The 18,255-nt window shown below is 58.2% G+C and carries 13 protein-coding genes; all 13 read right to left on the bottom strand.

Going from position 1 to position 18,255, the window contains the following annotated elements:
* Positions 1 to 13: 13 nt before the first annotated feature.
* Positions 14 to 436: a flagellar export chaperone FliS gene (gene fliS / locus HZB34_05080; protein MBI5315324.1), complete on the bottom strand. Its 423-nt coding sequence runs from the start codon at positions 434 to 436 to the stop codon at positions 14 to 16.
* Positions 436 to 1,821, bottom strand: a complete 1,386-nt coding sequence (gene fliD, locus HZB34_05075) for a flagellar filament capping protein FliD (GenBank protein MBI5315323.1) — start codon at positions 1,819 to 1,821, stop codon at positions 436 to 438. The genes fliS and fliD overlap by 1 nt, the downstream gene beginning before the upstream one ends.
* Positions 1,822 to 2,005: 184 nt before the next feature.
* Positions 2,006 to 2,368: a flagellar protein FlaG gene (locus HZB34_05070; GenBank protein ID MBI5315322.1), complete on the bottom strand. Its 363-nt coding sequence runs from the start codon at positions 2,366 to 2,368 to the stop codon at positions 2,006 to 2,008.
* A gap of 98 nt (positions 2,369 to 2,466) precedes the next feature.
* Positions 2,467 to 3,291 carry a flagellin FliC gene (locus HZB34_05065; GenBank protein MBI5315321.1) on the bottom strand — a complete coding sequence of 275 codons (825 nt, stop codon included), beginning with the start codon at positions 3,289 to 3,291 and terminating at the stop codon, positions 2,467 to 2,469.
* Between the two features lie 223 nt (positions 3,292 to 3,514).
* Positions 3,515 to 4,045 carry a hypothetical protein gene (locus HZB34_05060; GenBank protein MBI5315320.1) on the bottom strand — a complete coding sequence of 177 codons (531 nt, stop codon included), beginning with the start codon at positions 4,043 to 4,045 and terminating at the stop codon, positions 3,515 to 3,517.
* 164 nt (positions 4,046 to 4,209) lie between these two features.
* Positions 4,210 to 5,841, bottom strand: coding sequence for a glycosyltransferase family 9 protein (locus tag HZB34_05055; GenBank protein ID MBI5315319.1), 1,632 nt, complete (start codon positions 5,839 to 5,841; stop codon positions 4,210 to 4,212).
* A 140-nt stretch (positions 5,842 to 5,981) separates the two neighbouring features.
* Positions 5,982 to 7,796 (bottom strand): glycosyltransferase, encoded by a 1,815-nt coding sequence (locus HZB34_05050; GenBank protein MBI5315318.1) that lies wholly within the window; start codon positions 7,794 to 7,796, stop codon positions 5,982 to 5,984.
* Between the two features lie 79 nt (positions 7,797 to 7,875).
* Complete coding sequence (locus HZB34_05045; GenBank protein MBI5315317.1) at positions 7,876 to 9,084, bottom strand: glycosyltransferase family 9 protein; 1,209 nt, start codon at positions 9,082 to 9,084, stop codon at positions 7,876 to 7,878.
* Positions 9,074 to 13,246, bottom strand: a complete 4,173-nt coding sequence (locus HZB34_05040) for a glycosyltransferase (protein ID MBI5315316.1) — start codon at positions 13,244 to 13,246, stop codon at positions 9,074 to 9,076. Before HZB34_05040 ends, HZB34_05045 begins: the two co-directional genes overlap by 11 nt.
* The gene (locus HZB34_05035) at positions 13,231 to 14,571 is read right to left on the bottom strand and encodes a B12-binding domain-containing radical SAM protein (protein MBI5315315.1); all 1,341 of its coding nucleotides are present in this window, start codon (positions 14,569 to 14,571) and stop codon (positions 13,231 to 13,233) included. The genes HZB34_05040 and HZB34_05035 overlap by 16 nt, the downstream gene beginning before the upstream one ends.
* Positions 14,562 to 15,617 (bottom strand): NAD(P)-dependent oxidoreductase, encoded by a 1,056-nt coding sequence (locus HZB34_05030; GenBank protein MBI5315314.1) that lies wholly within the window; start codon positions 15,615 to 15,617, stop codon positions 14,562 to 14,564. The genes HZB34_05035 and HZB34_05030 overlap by 10 nt, the downstream gene beginning before the upstream one ends.
* Positions 15,618 to 15,871: 254 nt before the next feature.
* On the bottom strand, positions 15,872 to 16,606 hold the full coding sequence (locus HZB34_05025) for a flagellar brake protein (protein MBI5315313.1): 735 nt from the start codon (positions 16,604 to 16,606) through the stop codon (positions 15,872 to 15,874).
* Positions 16,606 to 17,829: a DUF3391 domain-containing protein gene (locus HZB34_05020; GenBank protein MBI5315312.1), complete on the bottom strand. Its 1,224-nt coding sequence runs from the start codon at positions 17,827 to 17,829 to the stop codon at positions 16,606 to 16,608. The genes HZB34_05025 and HZB34_05020 overlap by 1 nt, the downstream gene beginning before the upstream one ends.
* Positions 17,830 to 18,255: the final 426 nt, after the last annotated feature.

The raw sequence follows: 18,255 nt of genomic DNA, 5'->3' as shown, positions 1-18,255 counted from the left end.
CCCCATGGACCATTCAACATTTACCATTCACCATTCTCAATTCTGGCTTCTCCTGCTGCTGGGCCACTGTGTGCCAGGCTCCACGCATTTCCTTCAGGCACCGTAGTGGGCCGTTGAGACGACTGGCATCGTTGCGCAAATTGGCCTGTGTGAACTCCGAGAGCATGTAGTCATAGAGACGGTACAGCGATTTCGCCATCTCGCCGCCCCGTTCGAAGTCGAGGACGCTGGACAATTCACTCACAATCCCAACGGCTCGCCTGAGGAACCGGGCCTTGTCTGGCTGATGACGCCTGGCGATCCCATCGCTGGCGAGTTCGATCGCCTGAATGGCTGAGTCATACAGCAGGACGATCAGTTGGACGCCCGATGTGGTCAGCACCTCTGTTTGACGATAGCGTGACGCGGCGGCTGTATTAGGATAGGTGTTCATCATCACCCCTGCGACTGTAAGAATGTGGTCTGGCCCCTTAACCGGCTCAGGAGTCCGTCGAGCGCTGCATATTGTCTTTTCAGTGCCTCCTCGTAAGCTGAGAGGGCGTCTTCTTTTCTGCTGATTTCGGTCGTCAGGCTGCTGAGCTGATTGGTCAATGCGTTCTTACGGACCGTGAGTGAGCCTGTGCTGATGTCGTCAATCGCATCGATGGCCACATTGACCCGCTGGGCGACACCGACCACCCCCGCCTGATTGATAAAGAGCGACTTGACCGCCTTGTAGTTACTGCTCAACACACTATCCAGCTTGGCATCGTCGACAGTAATCGTGCCGTCCCGTTCCGTCTTAAAACCAATTTCACCCACGGACGAATAGGTTGTCAGCCCGCTCACCGGAGAGGAGAGCGCTTGCCGGAGTTGCGAGAGAAACCCCTTCGCCGTTGGCTCGCCGAAGAATAGCGCGCCTTTTTTTGTGGCGACGTCGTAGGTGGTGCGTTCATTCACAAACTTCACGATGTCGTTATAGGCGGTCGTAAATTTCTTGATGTTTTCTTTTACCCCACCGTTATCGTGCGTGACATTGACGGAGACAGTGCCGGACCCGGTTGTCTTGAGGAGTGACACTGTCACCCCTGGAATCGCGTCTGTGACGACATTGCTGCTGCGCTGCAAGGTGACGGGATTCAGTGTCGGGTCGCCGACGATGGCGATGGAGTCTTGTGCTGCTTGCAAGGTATCGACCCCTCCTGCGCCGCTCCCGTTGGCAAAATCCAATGTCGTCCCATCGGCCACAATCGTTACCCCATTGCTTGATCCCGACGCCGTGGCCGTCAGGATCAAGCGATAGGCCGGTGTCGCCTCACTGCCGGCATTCACAATCGATGCGGTTACGCCGGCGCCCAAATCGTTGATGCCGGTCTGCAAGTCTTCGAGCGTGGCTGTCGCACCCAATGTCACGGTCTGGTCTGTCCCAGTCCCCACACGAAAAGTAAACGTGGCAGATCCGCCGCTGACGATATCGGCGGTGACGCTGGAAACAGCTGTCGCTCCCTTGTTGGTAATCTGATGGGACTGCGCCAATTGCGTCACCCGGACGAGATAGGATCCTGGCGTCGCGGCCGAGGTGGCAGAAGCAGTTACGGCAGTTTGGTCCGATACGGTTGTGCTCGATCGGTCGAATGAAGTCGGAAATCGCAGGGCATCGCCGGCCGATTGCAGAGCCAGCAGTTTTGCCCCGAGCAGTCCATAGTCTGTCAACTTCGACTGCGCGGTCGTTTTCTTCTGATTCAATTGATCGATCGGAAGACGTTGAACCTTGACCAGCTGATCAACCACTTGGCCGAAATCCAGTCCGTTTCCCAATCCCCCGAACGATATCGTTGCCATAGCTTCAGTGGTCCTGTATGTGTGAGGCGTATCTCGTTCGAGCGTGTCGAGTTTCAGGTTTCTAGTTTCAGGTTTTCGGAGATGGGTTTCTAAAACTTGAAACTAGTGACTTGCAACTAGAGGCCCGGAATGAGCAACTCCACTCTCGGACGAATGACGCTTCACGTTTCACGAACGACGCTTATTACGCTCGTTCTCGAATCAAGAGACCTTTCGGATCATCCAGATGCCTGGCCAGATCCAAAATTTCCTGCGAAGGAATCTGGCGGATGATCTCTCCGGATTCCCCGTCGAGAATCCTGATCACGGCCTTGCGCAAATCGGGATCGATCTCGATCTCCAGCCGGGACGTGGTTCCACGAAGCACTTCTTTCACACGGGCGGCCGCCTGCTCCACCTGATCTTTTGTTGGCGTCGGCGCCGGGGCAAACGCCGTGAGATCCGCTTCCACCTTCCCGGCTCCATCGCGAACCGGCTTTGCTTCGCTCGCAGGTCGGCCTTGCTGATGAGTATAGATATCTTGAGGCGGTCGAATGTTCTGGACCATGGAAGCCTCCGTCGGGACAACGCCTCCTCATTGTCCGCCGGAGGCCCAGCCGCCGATGCGGCGGCTGGGCGGTGACTCCGGTGGGACGAGGCGCCGGCCTACCGCAGCAACGCGAGTGCCTGTTGCGGAAGCGCGTTGGCCTGCGTCAACACTGCGATGCCTGATTGCACGAGGATCTGATTCTTCGTGAATTGCGCCGTCTCATAGGCAATATCCGCATCGCGGATCCGAGATTCCGCAGCCACGAAGTTCTCACTCGTGACTTGGAGATTCGCGATGGCTGCCTCGAAACGGTTCTGAATCGAACCGTATTCCGCTCGGGCAGTCGCGATCGAACTGATCGCGCTGTCGATATTGCTCAGCGCACTCTGGGCATTGGCCGAGGTCGAAATATTCACGCTGGACAAGCCGATGCTGGCGATGTCCAAATCGTTCAGATCGGCTGTGAGTGAATTGCTCGCGCCGCTCTTGAAACCGATGAACACTTCGAATGAATTGGTGGCCCCGCTCAACAGCGCCTGGCCGTTGAACTCGGTCACGGTGCCGATCCGGTCGATTTCGGATCGGAGCGCGACAAATTCCTGATCCAGATAGGACCGTTCTGTGGCGCCGACCGTGCCGCTGGCGGCCTGCGTCGTCAGCTCACGGAGCCGGGAGAGCAGGTTACCAATCGTGGCCGCAGCGCCGTCGGCGACCTGCGTCAAGCTGATGCCGTCATTCGCATTGCGCGTTGCTTGATTGATGCTGCGGATGTGCGCGCGCAAGGTTTCTGACACGCCGAGTCCGGCGGCATCATCCGATGCGCGGGTGATCCGAAGGCCTGAAGACAACCGCTCAACTGACCGTTGCAACTGATTCGTATTGACGGTCAAATTGCGCTGAGCCGCGATCGAAGCCGGATTGTTATTGACGATTAAAGCCATGGACCTACTCCTCCTTGAATACCGATTGAATCAACCATCCCTGCTTCCCGGCATCCGTTCCGGGATTGTTTTAACCGAAAACCCCGCCGATCGCATGCATACCGGTGAGGCCCCTGGTTGTGCATCCCTTATCGGTCCCTTCCGGTCCGCACTTGAGCGGGACTGAGCATAGGACGAAGAGGGACCACAGTGGTTGATAACCGACAGTATTCGACAAGGAGATTCATACGGAAGCCAAGTAAGGAATGGTCTCGAATTCAAGGATATCCGCTATCCGAACCGGATCTTGAATAGAGCGAGCCTCCAGGAGCTCCTGAATCCAGAACGACACAGTCTGCAAATCTCCCTTGGCTGGACTGCTCTGCGCACCGGCCTGCAGAAGCTCCACATAATCGGCCAACTGTCCGAACCAGCGGTCCAACGATGAGGGAATGACCCCGTTCACACGCAGAGGCAAGAGAAATCCTTGGGCCTCAGTCTTTAACGTCGTGGCAAACCGGGTAATTGTCGGGGCAGCACACCTCATGATCTCTGGAATATTCTGCGAGCTGGCTTCGATCGGCCCGACCTCTTTGAGAAGTTTGTTCAGCAACAGGGGCTGAATGTCGCGATCCGTGATCGGATGCCCCCCCAGCTTCAGCGAGGTCACCAGCCGATGCTTCGCATACGCGCGATCGCTGACCTCTGTCAGGACCTCGCTGACCAGGTGATCGTCACTCACATCCCACTGATCCTGATCGAGTGTAACAAGCATAGCTCCACCCCCTTCTGGTCTGTCTGGTTTGTTTGGTTTATTTGGTTCATTTGGTTTGTTTGGTTGATCTGGTTTGTATGGTGCGTGTGGTTTCTTTCGATCTTTGAACCAAACCAACTAAACAAACCAAACAAACCAAATGAACTAACTAAAGCAGTCGCGCGCTACACAGCGAGCTGCGCCGGCACGGCTGACAATAATTCCCGGACCGACGCGACGCGCTGGCGCCAACGGCGATAGGCCCTCGCGTGCCGCTCGGCCAACTGCGTCAGACCAACGACATCATCGTTATGGATCTCCCTGATCATGGCAACGGTCGCAGGGCCGGTGGCCGAATGGGCCATCATCCGAGGGAGGAGCTGTTCACGCTCACGGCGGAGCAGCGCCTGTTCCTCTTTCAGCTGTGAGACAGGCAGCGGATGTTGTTTTGTCAGACCAACGACGTGCATCGCACGTTTTTCCAACCCGCGCAGGGCTGGAGCCGCTTCCCTCACCCGAGCCAATGCCTGTTCTTGGTCCGGCGCTGGTTCGAGGTTCGCCGCCAACCGACTCGGCTGGCCTGTAAAATCTTCGTACCAGAATCTCCTCCAAAAACCGGCATACCATGAAGTACTACCATCGAGCTGTCCCGATCGTAGGCTATAAGAATTGAGCCCATCTGCATCAACGCCTGATTGATACAGGCGCAGGCCCATGCTGCAGGAAGGAACCGGGCCAAGCCCCAGCGCATGGAGGCAGAGATTCGCAACTTCTTCGGGAATCACACGGTCTTTGCAGGCATGATGGGCACAGATCTGGTCGAACCCGCAGGGCGAACAGGCAAGGGCCGGTTGAACCACCCAATGGCCAGGGCCGTAGGGCCCGGTTTCATTGTGATCGACATGACCGACGGACAGATCGATGACCTGGGTCCCGACGCCGACTGCCAGGTGCATCGGTCCTGTATCGTTGGTGAGGAGCAATTGACAGAGCGAGAGCAGACCGACAAGTTGGTGGAGCGTCGTCCGACCGCTTGCATCGAGGATCGGTGCAGCTCCTCCACTGGTTCGATAGGTCGCTTTGGCCAGCTCGATGGCCTCTGCTTCTGCAGCCGTGCCGATCAGGACAAATCCTATGCCAGGGTGACGGCTGAGGTGTGCCATCGTTCGGCCAAAATACTCCGGCCGCCAGGCCTTCATGACATCGCTGGCTCCAACCTGCACGGCGATCCACCGGCGAACGGTCGCAGTTTGAGACCGGAGGAATGAGTCGGCCCATTCCCTCCCATCTGCCGGCACAATCACCGACAGAGGCGAAAAGGAACCAGGGCCGCTTCCACCCATCGCATAGAGGTCTACCAGGTTGAACCGATTGAATCGTCGATGCCGGTGCAGATCTGTAAAGTAGGACAGCCAGGGATTCTGGACAATAGGGCCGCCGTCCGGCCCAGCCGTAATCCCTCTCAGATCCGGCGCGCCGATATACGACGCCAGCAAACCGGTCTGGCGGGTGAAGGTCAGGTTGACAATGCGATCGTACCGCGCAGTTCGCAGCGGCGCAGCCCAGGTTGTCATCTCCTGCATAAGCGTCACGAGGCTCTTGGATTGCGTGCGGCAGTCATCGAGTAGTCTGGCGAAATCGCAACTGATCACCTGCCGGAGTCCGACAAGCAGAGCCGCCGTCGGCGCAAAGCTCCGATCGACAACCAGGTCGATCGATACATCGGGGCATTCCTCGCGTAATCGGGACAGCAATGGACTGGTCTGAATCAGATCGCCCATGCGCGTCACGTTGATGATCAGCACTTGTCTTGTCATATCAACTCGAAACTATTCAGGTAGATAGGCTGAAGGGGTTCGGGCTGAAGTGTTCGGAACTTCGGCCTCTGACCTTCGGCCTTCAGCCTGAATCCCTTCAGCCTAGACCCCGTACCCCTTCAGCCTATTTACCTGCACCCTTACACCAAATCCTTCGTCTCGGACCGATACTCGTCCAACATGAGCACCATCAGATCCTCCCGGGACAGAGTTCCCATTGGGCCGCGTGAACGGATCTGTGCCGCTAATTGCTTCAGCTCCACCCGTTGGGTTGGGGGAAACGCTCGCAGCGTCGCGGCTATCGTTGGGAATGAATCAGCGGCGGTGGACGCCAGCACCTCTGCCTGACGGCTGCCACGAAGAATAGACCCGATGCGATCCGGGTTCGCCACGCCGATCTGGGACAGCAGATCACGCATCCGGTGCACATACGTATGTTCGGCAAGCACACGTTGGCGGGCGTTCCCCGCCATGGCGAGGCGCTGCTCCGGTTCGTGAAACCATCGGGTAATTTCACCAGGAAGTTGGTCGGGAGACGACAGGGTCGCGACCTCACTCGTCGTCAAGAGATCCGGCATCAACGATCGGCGGTCGGTAAGCTGAAAGGCGCCGCAGGCTGCCAGCTCGAACGTGCGGGGATTCACAAAATCCCCGTCGGGGTCGAACCCGACCCCTGCCCAGGAATGCAGATTGAGATTCACCGCGCTCGCGTTAAAGACTCTTCGGCAGGTCTCGGTATCAATCCGTGCGCCGTTTCGTTGAAGCGCGGAGGTCAGATCGGTCGCGCCATCCCACTCATTGCCCCAGAGTTTGAAGCTCCATTCCTGATTGAGGAGTCGGGGAAAGATCGCGCGACGATTCGCATATCCTGCGCCGACAAACGAGACATCTGCCCCGTATTCTTCTCGCTCAGCCCTGGTCAACTCCATTGGATAGTGTACGGATGGGTCGGCTGCCATCGGAAGATACCGCACATCCTTCGCACCTGCCTGTCTTAGCGCGGCAATGCAGGGCTTTTGCTGAATCACGAACCAAAAGTCATAGCCCGCCGCCAACTGCTGCCAATAGGTCAAATGCCGGTAATTCTCGACAAACCACATCGCAGTCAAGAACCGTTTGCGCCTGAGATGCTCCAACATCGGGAGAATCAATGGCGCCTGCGCGAGCGACAACACAAGATCAGGTGGATCTTCTGCCAACTGAGCCATCGTGACTCGGCTCAGCATTTCGGCATACTTACTCTGTAAGGCCAAACGATGCTGGGGATTCTTGAGCAGTTCCAGCTGGTGGTAGCTTGTGGCATGAACACTGGGATCGAGCCATCGGACATGGTGCCCAAGTGACTCAAGCGCGCTGACCGCATAGCCGGTGATGGGCAGTGACCCTCCGTAGATCGGCCCGACGACTGCGATGCGCAGCTGTCCACCTGCCTTGGCCGCAACCTGCCGCTGTAGAGCTGTTTCAATCGCGCGGTGACTGTCTTCATGTAGCGATGCAGCTGGAACATAGGTGACGAGCCGGAACGGATGGCTGCCGGAGGCGATCCGTTCAGTGATTGCTTCTGTCGTCCCCCAAGCCCAGGTTACACGGTCCACCCAGTCACCCCAGGTGCGAGCGGCGGCCGCATCGACTAACAGGCTCAGATCGGGAACGACCAGGACGACCGGTGCAGTTCGAGGCAAGCGCGCACACAAGGCCTCGACGTGGTAGAGCAGTCCGAGGCCGAGCAGCACAATCGTCTCTCCATCCTGATGGCTTTGGCTGTCTGCCCAAGCTTGCGCTTCTTTGATGGGGTCATATGCGCTGTGAATCCATCGCCCATTCGCGCGAGCCGACGGCAGACCTGTGCGTGCAGTCACGATCTCCAGCCTCCCTCCCCCACTCTGACGAAGTGCAGCTGCCAACATAGGATTACGCTGAGCCAGTCGGCTGACATTGCTCTCGAAGGAATTCATCGCACACCTATCAGGGTGTTGAAAAAGTCCGCCTGAGACATTCTAGAATCCTGTATGTCCATAGCCTCAAAATCGTTTTTCAGCATCCTGCTTGCAGCGACATACGCTGTTCTGATAATTGACGCCAGATACCAGGCCGCGGATCGTCTTGTGACTCCCCTTCGCCCACTGGACGAAAGATGGCTCCCCACTCGTCATGGTGAGACTGCCACAAGGACCAGCCTGCGGGCGGCTCTTGTTGCGCCGCTGCGCCAGGCTCCCCGAGAAGGTTCACGCTGGCTTGGATCGGCCAGGTCTCCGGCAGGGCGCGATCCGCTTGCCACACCCAGTGACCCGGTCCATAGGGGCCTGTTTCATGCACACGCGCTCGTGAGAAATAGAATCCCATCACCCGCGTACCTACGACAGCAGCCAAATGAAGCGGACCTGTGTCGGCGCCGACAACCCAATGACAGCGCTTCAAGAGTGGGGCCAGTTGCGGAAGGGTCGTGCGCCCCGTGGCATCCCAGAGGCGTCCTGCAACCATCGGAGAGAGCCCATCCTGGATTGCCAGGGCAGCGCTCTGGTCTCGCTCGCTTCCGACCAGGACGACGGAAGAGGGCGATTCGTGGCTCAGCAGCGCCGAGATCCATTTTATCCAAACCGGTACAGGAATCGCTCGATCCGCGTCGCCTGCTCCCACGACCACCGCGACCCATAGTCCCGCTGATACACCGACATCAGCCAGATCAGCAGGAAGATCATTCGAGGGAGGAGTCAAGACCGGCGGACTCGCCGGAGGGGCCACTCCGCACAACCCACAGAACGCATCGGAGAGGTGAATGCGATTGGAGCCTCGCGCGCGGGCGACGTCACGCAGATATGATGCCCAAGGCGACGGCGTTTCATCCAACGGACCTCCCAGATGAGGCCCCTGCACTTCTGTTGCCAACAGGGCGCCGGCCAGGATCGCCCGTGGATGCTGATTCAACACGTAGGCCTTCCCATAGGGCTCGGTCGTTAACGCAGCGAGAGACTGCTCGACCTCACGCAACCATGATGGCTCAAATCCTCCGGTGAAGGAGTCGGCCCAGGCACGCCATTGCGCTCCGTTCCATTCCAACACTCTATCCACCAGTGGAAAACAGCCGGCAAGAGGAGCCAACGGCGCTGGGCAGAGCAGATCGAGCAACCGGCTCGGATAGCGGGCCGCGAGCGCAGCGATCACCGGCAGGCTCTGGACCAGATCGCCCAATCGGGCGAGTTGGATCAGCAATGTACGAGCCCTGGCTCCTTCATCATGCCGCATGATGATGTGCCAGGGCCGACTCGTTCTCGTCGAGAGAGCGGGCCAAGTCGCTGAGACCGTCAAAGGCCTGGTCCAGCAGACGGATCGAATCATGTTCACGCCTGGCATCGGTCCAACGGTTCAGACGGAGAAAGACCCCTGCCAGAGCAAAGCGGAGACCGAGGTCGCCTGGATTTCTGGACACATACTGGGTCAGCAGAGGTTCCAGCTCCTCCCATCGTTGGAGCGCTGTACCGGCTCGCAGCAGCCAATGGAGCGATTCGGCATCGTCAGGATATTCGGTGACCACCTCGAGCAATACGTCCCACGCGACGAGGGATTCAGCCGACCCCATTGCTGCCATGCCAAGTCCCAATTTCGATTTGCGGTGGTCCCCCCCATAAATGGCAGCCCGTTCGAAGGCGGATTTGGCCTCGGCAAACTGCTGACGCTGCATCGACAGGACCCCGAACAGCAGCCATCCCTCCCCATGCATCGGACTGCAATTTCGCAACTCAGCCAGGCGATGTTCCGCCTCGTCGAGCCGGCCTGTTTCAAGGGCATCCTTCGCCAACGAGAGGTAACCATCCGCATCCGGCTCGATCGCCAGCACCCGCTTCAAAAATGAAAGCCTCAAAGCCGGCAGGTCCAGAAATTTGCACAACAAGGCTCCCCATCGAAGGACCCATGCGTCTTCCGGCCATCGATCGACGGCATTCAAGAGCGTCTTCACCAATGCGACGTCTTGCCTCTGCGCGGCAGACTGGGTATCGGCCACGAATTGCCATGCGGCCCGGTCGGCATGAGAGTTCAGCGATGTGAGTTGCGTGTGAAGGAGGCCCTCTTTCGTGGTGTGGACAAGACAGCAGAGTCCGTCCGAGAAGTACAAGGCATCTTCGTCCGGAATCCACCACTTGTGGGCCCACCGTTCAAGCAATCGCCGCGCATTGTCTTTCTCGTGCGCCTTCCGGCCGGGGGTTTGACTTTCCAGGTGATAGACGACGCTGTCCGGCCGATAGATGATGTGCCAACCCTGTTCGCGAATCTTCAAACAGAGATCGACGTCTTCGAATCCGTTCTTGAACCCCTCATCGAACCGGCCGACCTGTTCAAACACCTCGCGCCGGACCAGCATGCAGGCCCCGGTCACACATTGGAATTCACGCCGCCGATTGACCATCGGCGAGTCAGCCGGAAACTGGCGATAGATATGGTAGGGCAGTAATACCGCCCGCGAGAATGCGACGCCGGCATGTTGAATGGTGCCGTCTTCGTACAGCAGCTTGCTTCCGACTACCCCGACATCAGGGTGGCGTTCGACCTCATCCACCAGGGCATTCAACCAGCCCTCGGTCGGGATGGTGTCGTTGTTCAAGAACAGGAGAAACGCTCCCCGCGCCGCTTTGGCCCCCTGGTTACAGGCGACGGCAAAGCCATAGTTTTCAGGATTGCGGATGACCTGGACGTCTCCACCCAGCGTAGCGAGAAACTCCGCTGTGCCATCGCTTGAAGCATTGTCCACGACGATCACCTCATACTCCGGCATCGTGGGGAGAGAGGCCAGTGTGGTGAGACATTGGCTGGTCAGCTCGAGTTTGTTGAAAACAGGGATGATGATCGAAACCTTGAAGCGAGGCTTCGACGCAACACATGCAGTGGCAAGCGGGATGGTCGCCACACCCTGTTCGACCGCCTCGCAGATACCCCATGCGTAGGCGGACTGTAAGAGCGTTTGATAGACCGGATGGAGCACTCGTTGGAGATAGGTCCGGTCAAACCGTTCAGCGCCGGAGCGGATCAACGCCAGCTGCTGGAGATCGGGCTTTTCCAGCTCCTGCGCAACCTGCATGATTCGAGCAACCTGAGTTTCCCCAAATGCGTTGCGGGCCTTGAGGGCATCGTCGATTTTCAGATAGGTCTGGCTCAATTCAGGATGTTTACGAGCCAGAATGACCGCCATGTGGCCGGCCTTGCGCTGGCGTTGAACGAACCCCGCCAGCGTGATGTCATGGTGGTGACAGGTCACAGCCATGGCGTTGTAATGCAACTGCAGACCTTGCGCGCTCAAACGGTAGCCCAACTCCACATCGTCATAGGCTGGATAGGTGAAGTCTTGATCAAAGAGCACGGGCTGATTGAGCAAGAGATCCCGCTTTACTGAGAGATTGCTGGTGTAGAAGAGTCGAAAGTCGGCCTTGCCTCTCCGCACCTCATGGAATGCAAACTGCTGGCCTCCCTCCGCCGACACGATGAACTTCATAAAGGGGGTCACTGCAATTTCAGGAGACCACTCGATGAAACCCAGCATGGCGTCCATGTCGCCTGGATGGCGCTCGTGAAATGTCGCATGCGCTTCGAGGAACGATGGCTCCGGAATCATATCGTCGCCCGTGATGAGGACCACACGGCCTTGAGCGGCTTGAATGCCGAGATTGCGGGCTGCATTGGCGCCTGCATGGTCCGCCGCCACAACGCGAAGGGCGAAGGGAGCCTTGAACTGCCGGAGCATTGAAACCGTGTCATCGGAGGATCCGTCATCCACGACGACCACTTCAAACAGCTCCGGCGCAAAGGTCTGAGACATCAAGGCCAGCAGAGTCTTTCGTAGGATGGCCCGTCGATTATAGGTCGGGATCACGACGGTGACAGCAAATCGCGCAGGAGAGGGAGCCTGCCGTACCGCGTGATTCACAGAGGGCTGTGCGCTGGCTTGCGGCAACTTCGGCGCTGCCGCAAGCAGTTCCCGAAGTTGCGCAACCGGTCCGTCGAGGCGATAGGCCCACCGCAGTAACCGCTCATAATGTTGTTGCGCCATAGCCTCCAAGGGTTTGGAATGCCCGCCGACTTGCCGTCTTTGCAGAAGCGCGAAGCCTTCTTCTAAAAACTGCTTGCCAGCCTCCATGTCTGCTCTGGCAAGGTTGGGCGTATGCATGGGAATCTGGTGGCCGCCATAGTCTTTCCATTGCTGTGAATCGATCCAGCCCTCGCGAAGACCCTCCTTGTGAAGGGGTGTACCAGGGTAGGGAGTAATAATCGTGACGCCGATCGTGTCCGGCTTGTATCGCTGAATCAAATCGTAGGTGGCGACGAGCGATTCGCGGGTTTCTTGCGGAAGGCCGACGATGAGGAGAAAGTGAAGCCGGATGCCAAGCTGGTGAGTCTTCTCGCGCAGATGGGCCAGCATCGGGATTGTCAGGCCCTTTTTCCCTTCTCGCAGGTGCATGACCTGTTCATCGCCTGTCTCCACCCCGACCAGCAGACCGACGCAGCCGGCTTCGCGCATCTTCTCCAGCAAGGTATCGCCAAGACAATCGACTCGGGTTTCGCAGACCCACTCGAGCGCCCAGCCTGCGGCGATAATGAGGTCGCAGAGCATGGCGATTCGCTCCTGATTGAGAGTGAAGGTCGCATCGCGAAAATAGATCTTGGTGATCCCCTGCCGTTCGACGACGTCTTTCAACTCAGCAAAGATGCGCTCGGGCGTTTGCGAACGCCACTTGACCCCTTCGACCAACGGATAGGGACAGTAGTACCCGCAGGGATAGGGACAGCCCCGGCTGGTTTGTAATGTCGCGACGGGAGTGCCGAGCAGCGGATAGCGATAGCGCTCGTTGGGAAGGAGATCGCGGGCTGGAATGGGGAGCTGATTGAGGTCCTCGACCGGCGATCCCTCATCGAAGTGGAACGAGGGGGCTGTATCAGGCGAGCCTGCTTCGAGCCAGGCAGTGCCGGCTGTTCCTCGACCGTAGACAATGTCGACGATCGTGAGGTCTGCTTCGCCATGAATCACCAGGTCGGCCGCACTCCTTTCCAGCAGCGCCTTCAATACAGCATGGTCGCGCACCAGAGTCTTTCCAACGATTCTTGCCCCCGGATGTCGGCGGCGAAGCTCCGCGAGAAACAAGGCGTCCTGCTCCAGGGTGGGAAGCGAGACAGTCCCCACCACCACGTCCCATTGATGGTCTTCCAACCGGGCATAGACCGCTGCTGCATCCAAACCCAGAGGGTCTGCGTCGATCACATCGACCGTCTCGCCTGTCTGGCGCAGAGTGGCGGCCATAGTGGCCAGGTCCAGCGGGGGCAGCAACATGTCCTCGTTACCATCGAAGCCGAGACCGCCCGCCATGCTGCGACTCACGGGACGGACCGAAAGGGAAGGGCTGTTGATCAATGCAATGCGCATAGGCTCTCCTGGGGTCGCATAGGGAGCTGACCGAGCGCGATCAGCCGTTCTTCCGATCCACCGTCATAGGCGAGGGCGATGGCTTTGGTCAGCCATTCGTAATCCGTGTCTTTCATCTTGGCTTCATTCGGCGTCCGGTTGGATCCATTAAAGGGATCCACCATCGTCAACCCCTTCCTCTCCACTTCCTCCGCCATGCCGCTCCCCGGTGTCGGAGTAAAGTAGCTGCTGCTGAGATGGTCCGGCTTGATCTTCCACACCATCCGGACCGTGTCCATGACTTCCGCTCTGGTTTCTGTCGGGGCGCCGAACATGATATTGGCCCAAACCTTGATGCCATACTCTTTGCAGATCGCGGCAGCCTTCAGGTTTTCCTCGACCGTGGTTTCCTTCTCGAACATATCGAGTATGCGTTGGCTGCCGCTCTCGAACCCGATCATGGCCCATGCCAATCCAGACTCTGCCATCTGTTTAACCACGTCCGGATACCGGCACATCAGATCGGCGCGCATCTGGCAGATATAGGGCTCTGTAAAGCCGGCGGCCTTATATTGGACACAGAATTCACGGCTCCATCGATGATTGATGAAGAACAGATCGTCGTGCGCCATCCAGCTGTTGAACTTGAACCGCTCTTTCAGATACTTCAGCTCGCCGACGACGTTCTCCTGACTCCGCATCTTGATTCGATTGCCGAACACGGCCCGTTCGGCCGGTTGACAAAAATTACATTTGAACGGACAGCCCCGACCCGCATTGGTCGTCACAAATGGTGTCGGCATGCCGGGCGCCATCGGCGTGGCCAGTTCGCCGCTCATATCGAACAGGTCTCGGTCTACCCAGGGGATCTCGTCCAGTACCGGACCTTCGCCGACGATCAGGCGGTCTGCCTGCTTCCCCGCTGCAAATGTGTCCAGCAGTTTGACGAAGCTGATCTCCCCTTCCTGCGTGATGATATGGTCGATGAGCCGGTTCGCCATGACTTGGTTGGTCTTGATGGTGGCATGGACCCCTCCGAGCACGACGACGGCCTCTTCCTTCTCTTCCTTCAGGATCCTGATTGCACGAACGACGTCGGGATAGTGGAGACTCCAGGAGGTCATGGCCCAGACTTTGGTGGCTCGCCGCTGAACCTCTCCCCGGAAATGGGTCCAATCCCGCAAAGTCCGGAGATCGATCAGGTCGACCGTATGGCCGGCTGCCTTCGCTGCTGCGCTGAGGGACGCGAGCCCATGGTCGATAAAATTGGCATCGATCGTCTGTTTCTTCCTGAAACTATCGAACCCCGGCAGTGCGATCCCAGGGAAAATCATGGTCACATGCATGTCATGGCTCCCGGTTGCCGCCGCAGTGATGCCAGGAGGGCAGGCAGCTGGCCGCTTGTGTCGTACCACTGCAGGGTGGCCGCGAGCCCCCGAGAGAGGGACCAGCGAACGTAGGGGCCGATCTCCGCGCGGAGCCTGCTGTTGTCGTAGGAGCGGTGGCAACGTTCCTCAGACCCCATCAAGACGTAGGCAAAGTCCGGTGCGATCGGATGCGAGCGACTCGATGGGATCGCAGGCTCACGGATCAATTGCGCGCGATCTGTCAATTGCATGAGGCTCGCGAGTTTGGCGAGATAGCCCTCAATCGTCACCTGCTCCTCCCCTGTGATGTTGTACGTGCCGGTGAGCCGATGATCCACGGCTCTATGCAGGCCCTCGACGAGGTCGTCGATGAACAAGGGTTGAAACAGGCGATGCCGGAGCCTGCTCCAGATCGCCCTGATCGGCGTGGCCCCCAGCAGGGCCAGGAGGGATGGGTGGAGAAACCAGGCACTTCCCGGTCCATAGATGTTGCCGATGCGAAGCACGAGCGACTGATGGCCCGGCAGCGATCCCCATTCTGCCATGAGTGCCTCCGCCTGAACCTTCGACTGCCCATAGTCGGATACGGGGCGACAGGCCATGTCTTCCCGAAGGGGAATCTCGGACTCTGCTCCAAGCCCCTGCGCCTCAATGCTGCTCGCATAGACGACGTAAGGAATGGCCAGCGCATCCGCCAGGGCTAAGGCGCGGGTCGTGCCATCGACATTCGCTGCCCGGAGCGTCGGGCTGCTGACAGAGACATCCGCCGCAAAGTGGAACAAGGCGTCGGCCGGGTCAAGCATATCTTGGCGCGGAATGCGACGCGCATCGGCAAGATCGCAGGCCACGACCTTGCATCCCTGCTTGGCCAGCGCGACAGCCCGGGGCGCTGACACGTTCCGCGTGAGTATGGTGACGCGCGTCTTCTCTTTCATGAGGCGGGAGCTGATCTGTGAGCCGATGAAACCCGCTCCTCCCGTGACGATCGCATGGCGGAGCGGTTTCGTGGATGTTTCATGGATCATAGTTCATATTCCTCATTCACACATCGCTCGATCTGATTGCGAGTGAGTGCAAGGTCTACGCCACTTGTTGTCGGATTGAATGGAAGGAAATTCTGTGCTGGTGGTGGATTTCAGCGGGATGGGCCTCTGAGAGAGAGCCTCTGTAGGGCAAGATTTGCCCAGCGATCGGTAAATCCCTCTTAACTACTCAGCGAGTTCTTCCATAATTTTCACACTTCAGCCTTCAGCCTGAATACCTGAGTCGTCACGATCCGTCACGGTTCTGACGTCGGCGTCAAGAATCCCCAATCGGTTTGCCGCTGCATCACAGAGTACTCAATGGCTTTTTGAACGTTCCCGCCCCATCCACGGAATTCGACGGACTCTTTCCCGTTATAGCGAAACTCGATGCCGAGCAAGAGAGCGCCGTCACGTTCCGCAATATTCTTGATCGCGCCGGCAAGATGCGAGATGTGCCCGATCCCGATCAGCTCGAACTCTAAATAGACCGTGGCGCCCAACCGCAGCTCGTCTGGCGCCCTCTGGAGCATGATTCGGCAACCGGACAGGCTGAGGTCCTGCAACAGGCCGCCGATGGGCGCCGGTCCATTCGGCTGGGTCAGCAGCGCGTTTCCTTGGGTCGTTTGCCTCAGGAGCAACGGCTCGTTGCTGGCGACGCGGGCATGCTTGCGGAGATGGATCTCCTCGGTCCTCCTGGGAAATGCGAGGTACAGAAGGGGAAGCGGAGACATCTGCGTCATGCAGACTTCGCTCTGATACGCGACGAGCTTGCCCGCCACCATCGAACGGACGAGACAGCGGGTTCCCGTCTCGCACGGAACCGCTTGCCCGAAATGGAATGGCCATTCGCAGATCAGCCAGGCCTTCTCTCTCCAGCCCAGCAATGTGGAGCCGCAGTTCACCGTCTCTTGACCGGATCCGATGACCAGCTGAAGCGGTAGTCCGACCTTAAGAATGGACGACTGCGCTGGCGCATGTTCTTGTTCCATTACGCCGCTTCCTTATCGAGATATCCGTGGGGATCGATCCCCAACGTAGCAGGATCGAGGATGGACTCGATCGTCTGCGTCGGTTTGCGCCGCTGGGCTGCAAGGTCGAGATCGAGAGGGATGGATCGATGGCATCCGGCTTCATCGGTGATCAGTACGACCAGGGGGCGTAAGGGAGCCTGGTGATTGAATTGCTTCACAATCGCCCTTTCTCCTGTATTGAGCAATACACAGGAACCGACTGGATAAACCCCCACGACCTGGACGAACTGCTGAACCAGCGTCCCGTCCACATGGCCCTGAGCCCCCAATTGATAGAGAAACTGAAGCGTATCGTGCGGTGTTTTGCCTTTATGATAACAACGGTCGCTCGTTACCGCATCATAGATATCCACTATCGCTGCAATGAGGCCGAACTGACTGAGGTCTATTTTGGATCGATGATGGGGATATCCGGTTCCGTCAACTCGTTCATGATGCTCCAAAGTAGGCTTCAGAAACATGTCGGTGAGGCCGGTGGTATTCGACAAGATCTCCGCCCCTCGCAGGACATGCTGTTTCATGATCTCGAACTCGCCGGCATCATAGCGCCCCGGTTTATTCAGCAGCTCGACCGGAATCTGTGTCTTGCCGATGTCGTGCAACAGCATGCCTGTCCCGAGCTGAAGCAACGGCGTCCTCTCATAGCCGAGATGTTTTCCGACTGACAGCGCCAGGGCGGAGGTGTTAACGGAATGGTAGAAGGTGTATTCGTCGAAATTCTTGAGACGTGTCAGGCTGGCAAGCGCGTCATGGTTGCGTAGAATGCTATCGGCCATGTTCCCGACCACTTCACTGACTGCCTCCATATTCAACGCGCGGCCCATGCGGACGTCTTCCATCGCCTGTTGAATGACCAGTTTTGCGGCCTTGTAAGCTTGTCTTGCTGCAGGCAGCTCCTCAGTAAACGGAATGGTCGACGGTTCCGGCTCCAGGGACTGTGTGACCGGCTGGGATGGTTGAGCCTCCACAGGCATCGCCGACACAGGCGGGCCAGATCCCGGATCCGCGCCATCTGCCTCGACTTCGAGTTGTTGCACGCCACTGGCATACAGTTGCTGTATTTGATCTGAGGACGTAATCCTGAACCGATGACGCAAGAACGGCGTGGACAACCAGGAGCGATCGAGCTTCTCGACCGTCATGCCGATTTTCAGCTGATCGATGGAAATTCGCTTGCGCATCGTCCTCCGGAAACTGTGAGCGCCAGCTAGATAGCCTCAAGGTGTTCAAGCTGAAGTGTTCGAAACTCCGACCTTCAGCCTAAAAGCCTTCGGCTGTGCCTTCAGACTTCAGCCTAAACGCCTGAGTCTGTACCATCGAACACCAACATGTCCTGACGGACTCTATCGGTGTCGAAGGGGGAATCTTGAGAGGGGGCAGGGACTGGCTCCGCCGTCTGACTTCGGCGAGCTCAGTCGAGCCGAGGCGGTGGCAGTCCCCTGCGCGCTTTCCCCGCCAGTCGAGCTGATCTTAAGTTCAGCTCGATTTATCCCGATAAAAAAGGGACTGGCTCCGCCGTCGCGGCGGTGCCTGTCCCCGTTGCTAGGCGCCCGCTATTCAACGGGGACAGTCGCCGGTCAGAAGGGCGACAGTCCCCATAGGTGATC

This window comes from Nitrospirota bacterium, from assembly GCA_016219645.1.
Taxonomy (GTDB): Bacteria; Nitrospirota; Nitrospiria; order Nitrospirales; family Nitrospiraceae; genus Palsa-1315.
This window is presented reverse-complemented; position numbering and strand designations above follow the sequence as displayed.

What these genes read in the sequence shown, in the direction of transcription:
- fliS (MBI5315324.1), bottom strand. Translation starts at nt 436, where the DNA reads ATGATGAACACCTATCCTAATACAGCCGCCGCGTCACGCTATCGTCAA.
- fliD (MBI5315323.1), bottom strand. Translation starts at nt 1,821, where the DNA reads ATGGCAACGATATCGTTCGGGGGATTGGGAAACGGACTGGATTTCGGC.
- HZB34_05070 (MBI5315322.1), bottom strand. Translation starts at nt 2,368, where the DNA reads ATGGTCCAGAACATTCGACCGCCTCAAGATATCTATACTCATCAGCAA.
- HZB34_05065 (MBI5315321.1), bottom strand. Translation starts at nt 3,291, where the DNA reads ATGGCTTTAATCGTCAATAACAATCCGGCTTCGATCGCGGCTCAGCGC.
- HZB34_05060 (MBI5315320.1), bottom strand. Translation starts at nt 4,045, where the DNA reads ATGCTTGTTACACTCGATCAGGATCAGTGGGATGTGAGTGACGATCAC.
- HZB34_05055 (MBI5315319.1), bottom strand. Translation starts at nt 5,841, where the DNA reads ATGACAAGACAAGTGCTGATCATCAACGTGACGCGCATGGGCGATCTG.
- HZB34_05050 (MBI5315318.1), bottom strand. Translation starts at nt 7,796, where the DNA reads ATGAATTCCTTCGAGAGCAATGTCAGCCGACTGGCTCAGCGTAATCCT.
- HZB34_05045 (MBI5315317.1), bottom strand. Translation starts at nt 9,084, where the DNA reads ATGCGGCATGATGAAGGAGCCAGGGCTCGTACATTGCTGATCCAACTC.
- HZB34_05040 (MBI5315316.1), bottom strand. Translation starts at nt 13,246, where the DNA reads ATGCGCATTGCATTGATCAACAGCCCTTCCCTTTCGGTCCGTCCCGTG.
- HZB34_05035 (MBI5315315.1), bottom strand. Translation starts at nt 14,571, where the DNA reads ATGCATGTGACCATGATTTTCCCTGGGATCGCACTGCCGGGGTTCGAT.
- HZB34_05030 (MBI5315314.1), bottom strand. Translation starts at nt 15,617, where the DNA reads ATGATCCATGAAACATCCACGAAACCGCTCCGCCATGCGATCGTCACG.
- HZB34_05025 (MBI5315313.1), bottom strand. Translation starts at nt 16,606, where the DNA reads ATGGAACAAGAACATGCGCCAGCGCAGTCGTCCATTCTTAAGGTCGGA.
- HZB34_05020 (MBI5315312.1), bottom strand. Translation starts at nt 17,829, where the DNA reads ATGCGCAAGCGAATTTCCATCGATCAGCTGAAAATCGGCATGACGGTC.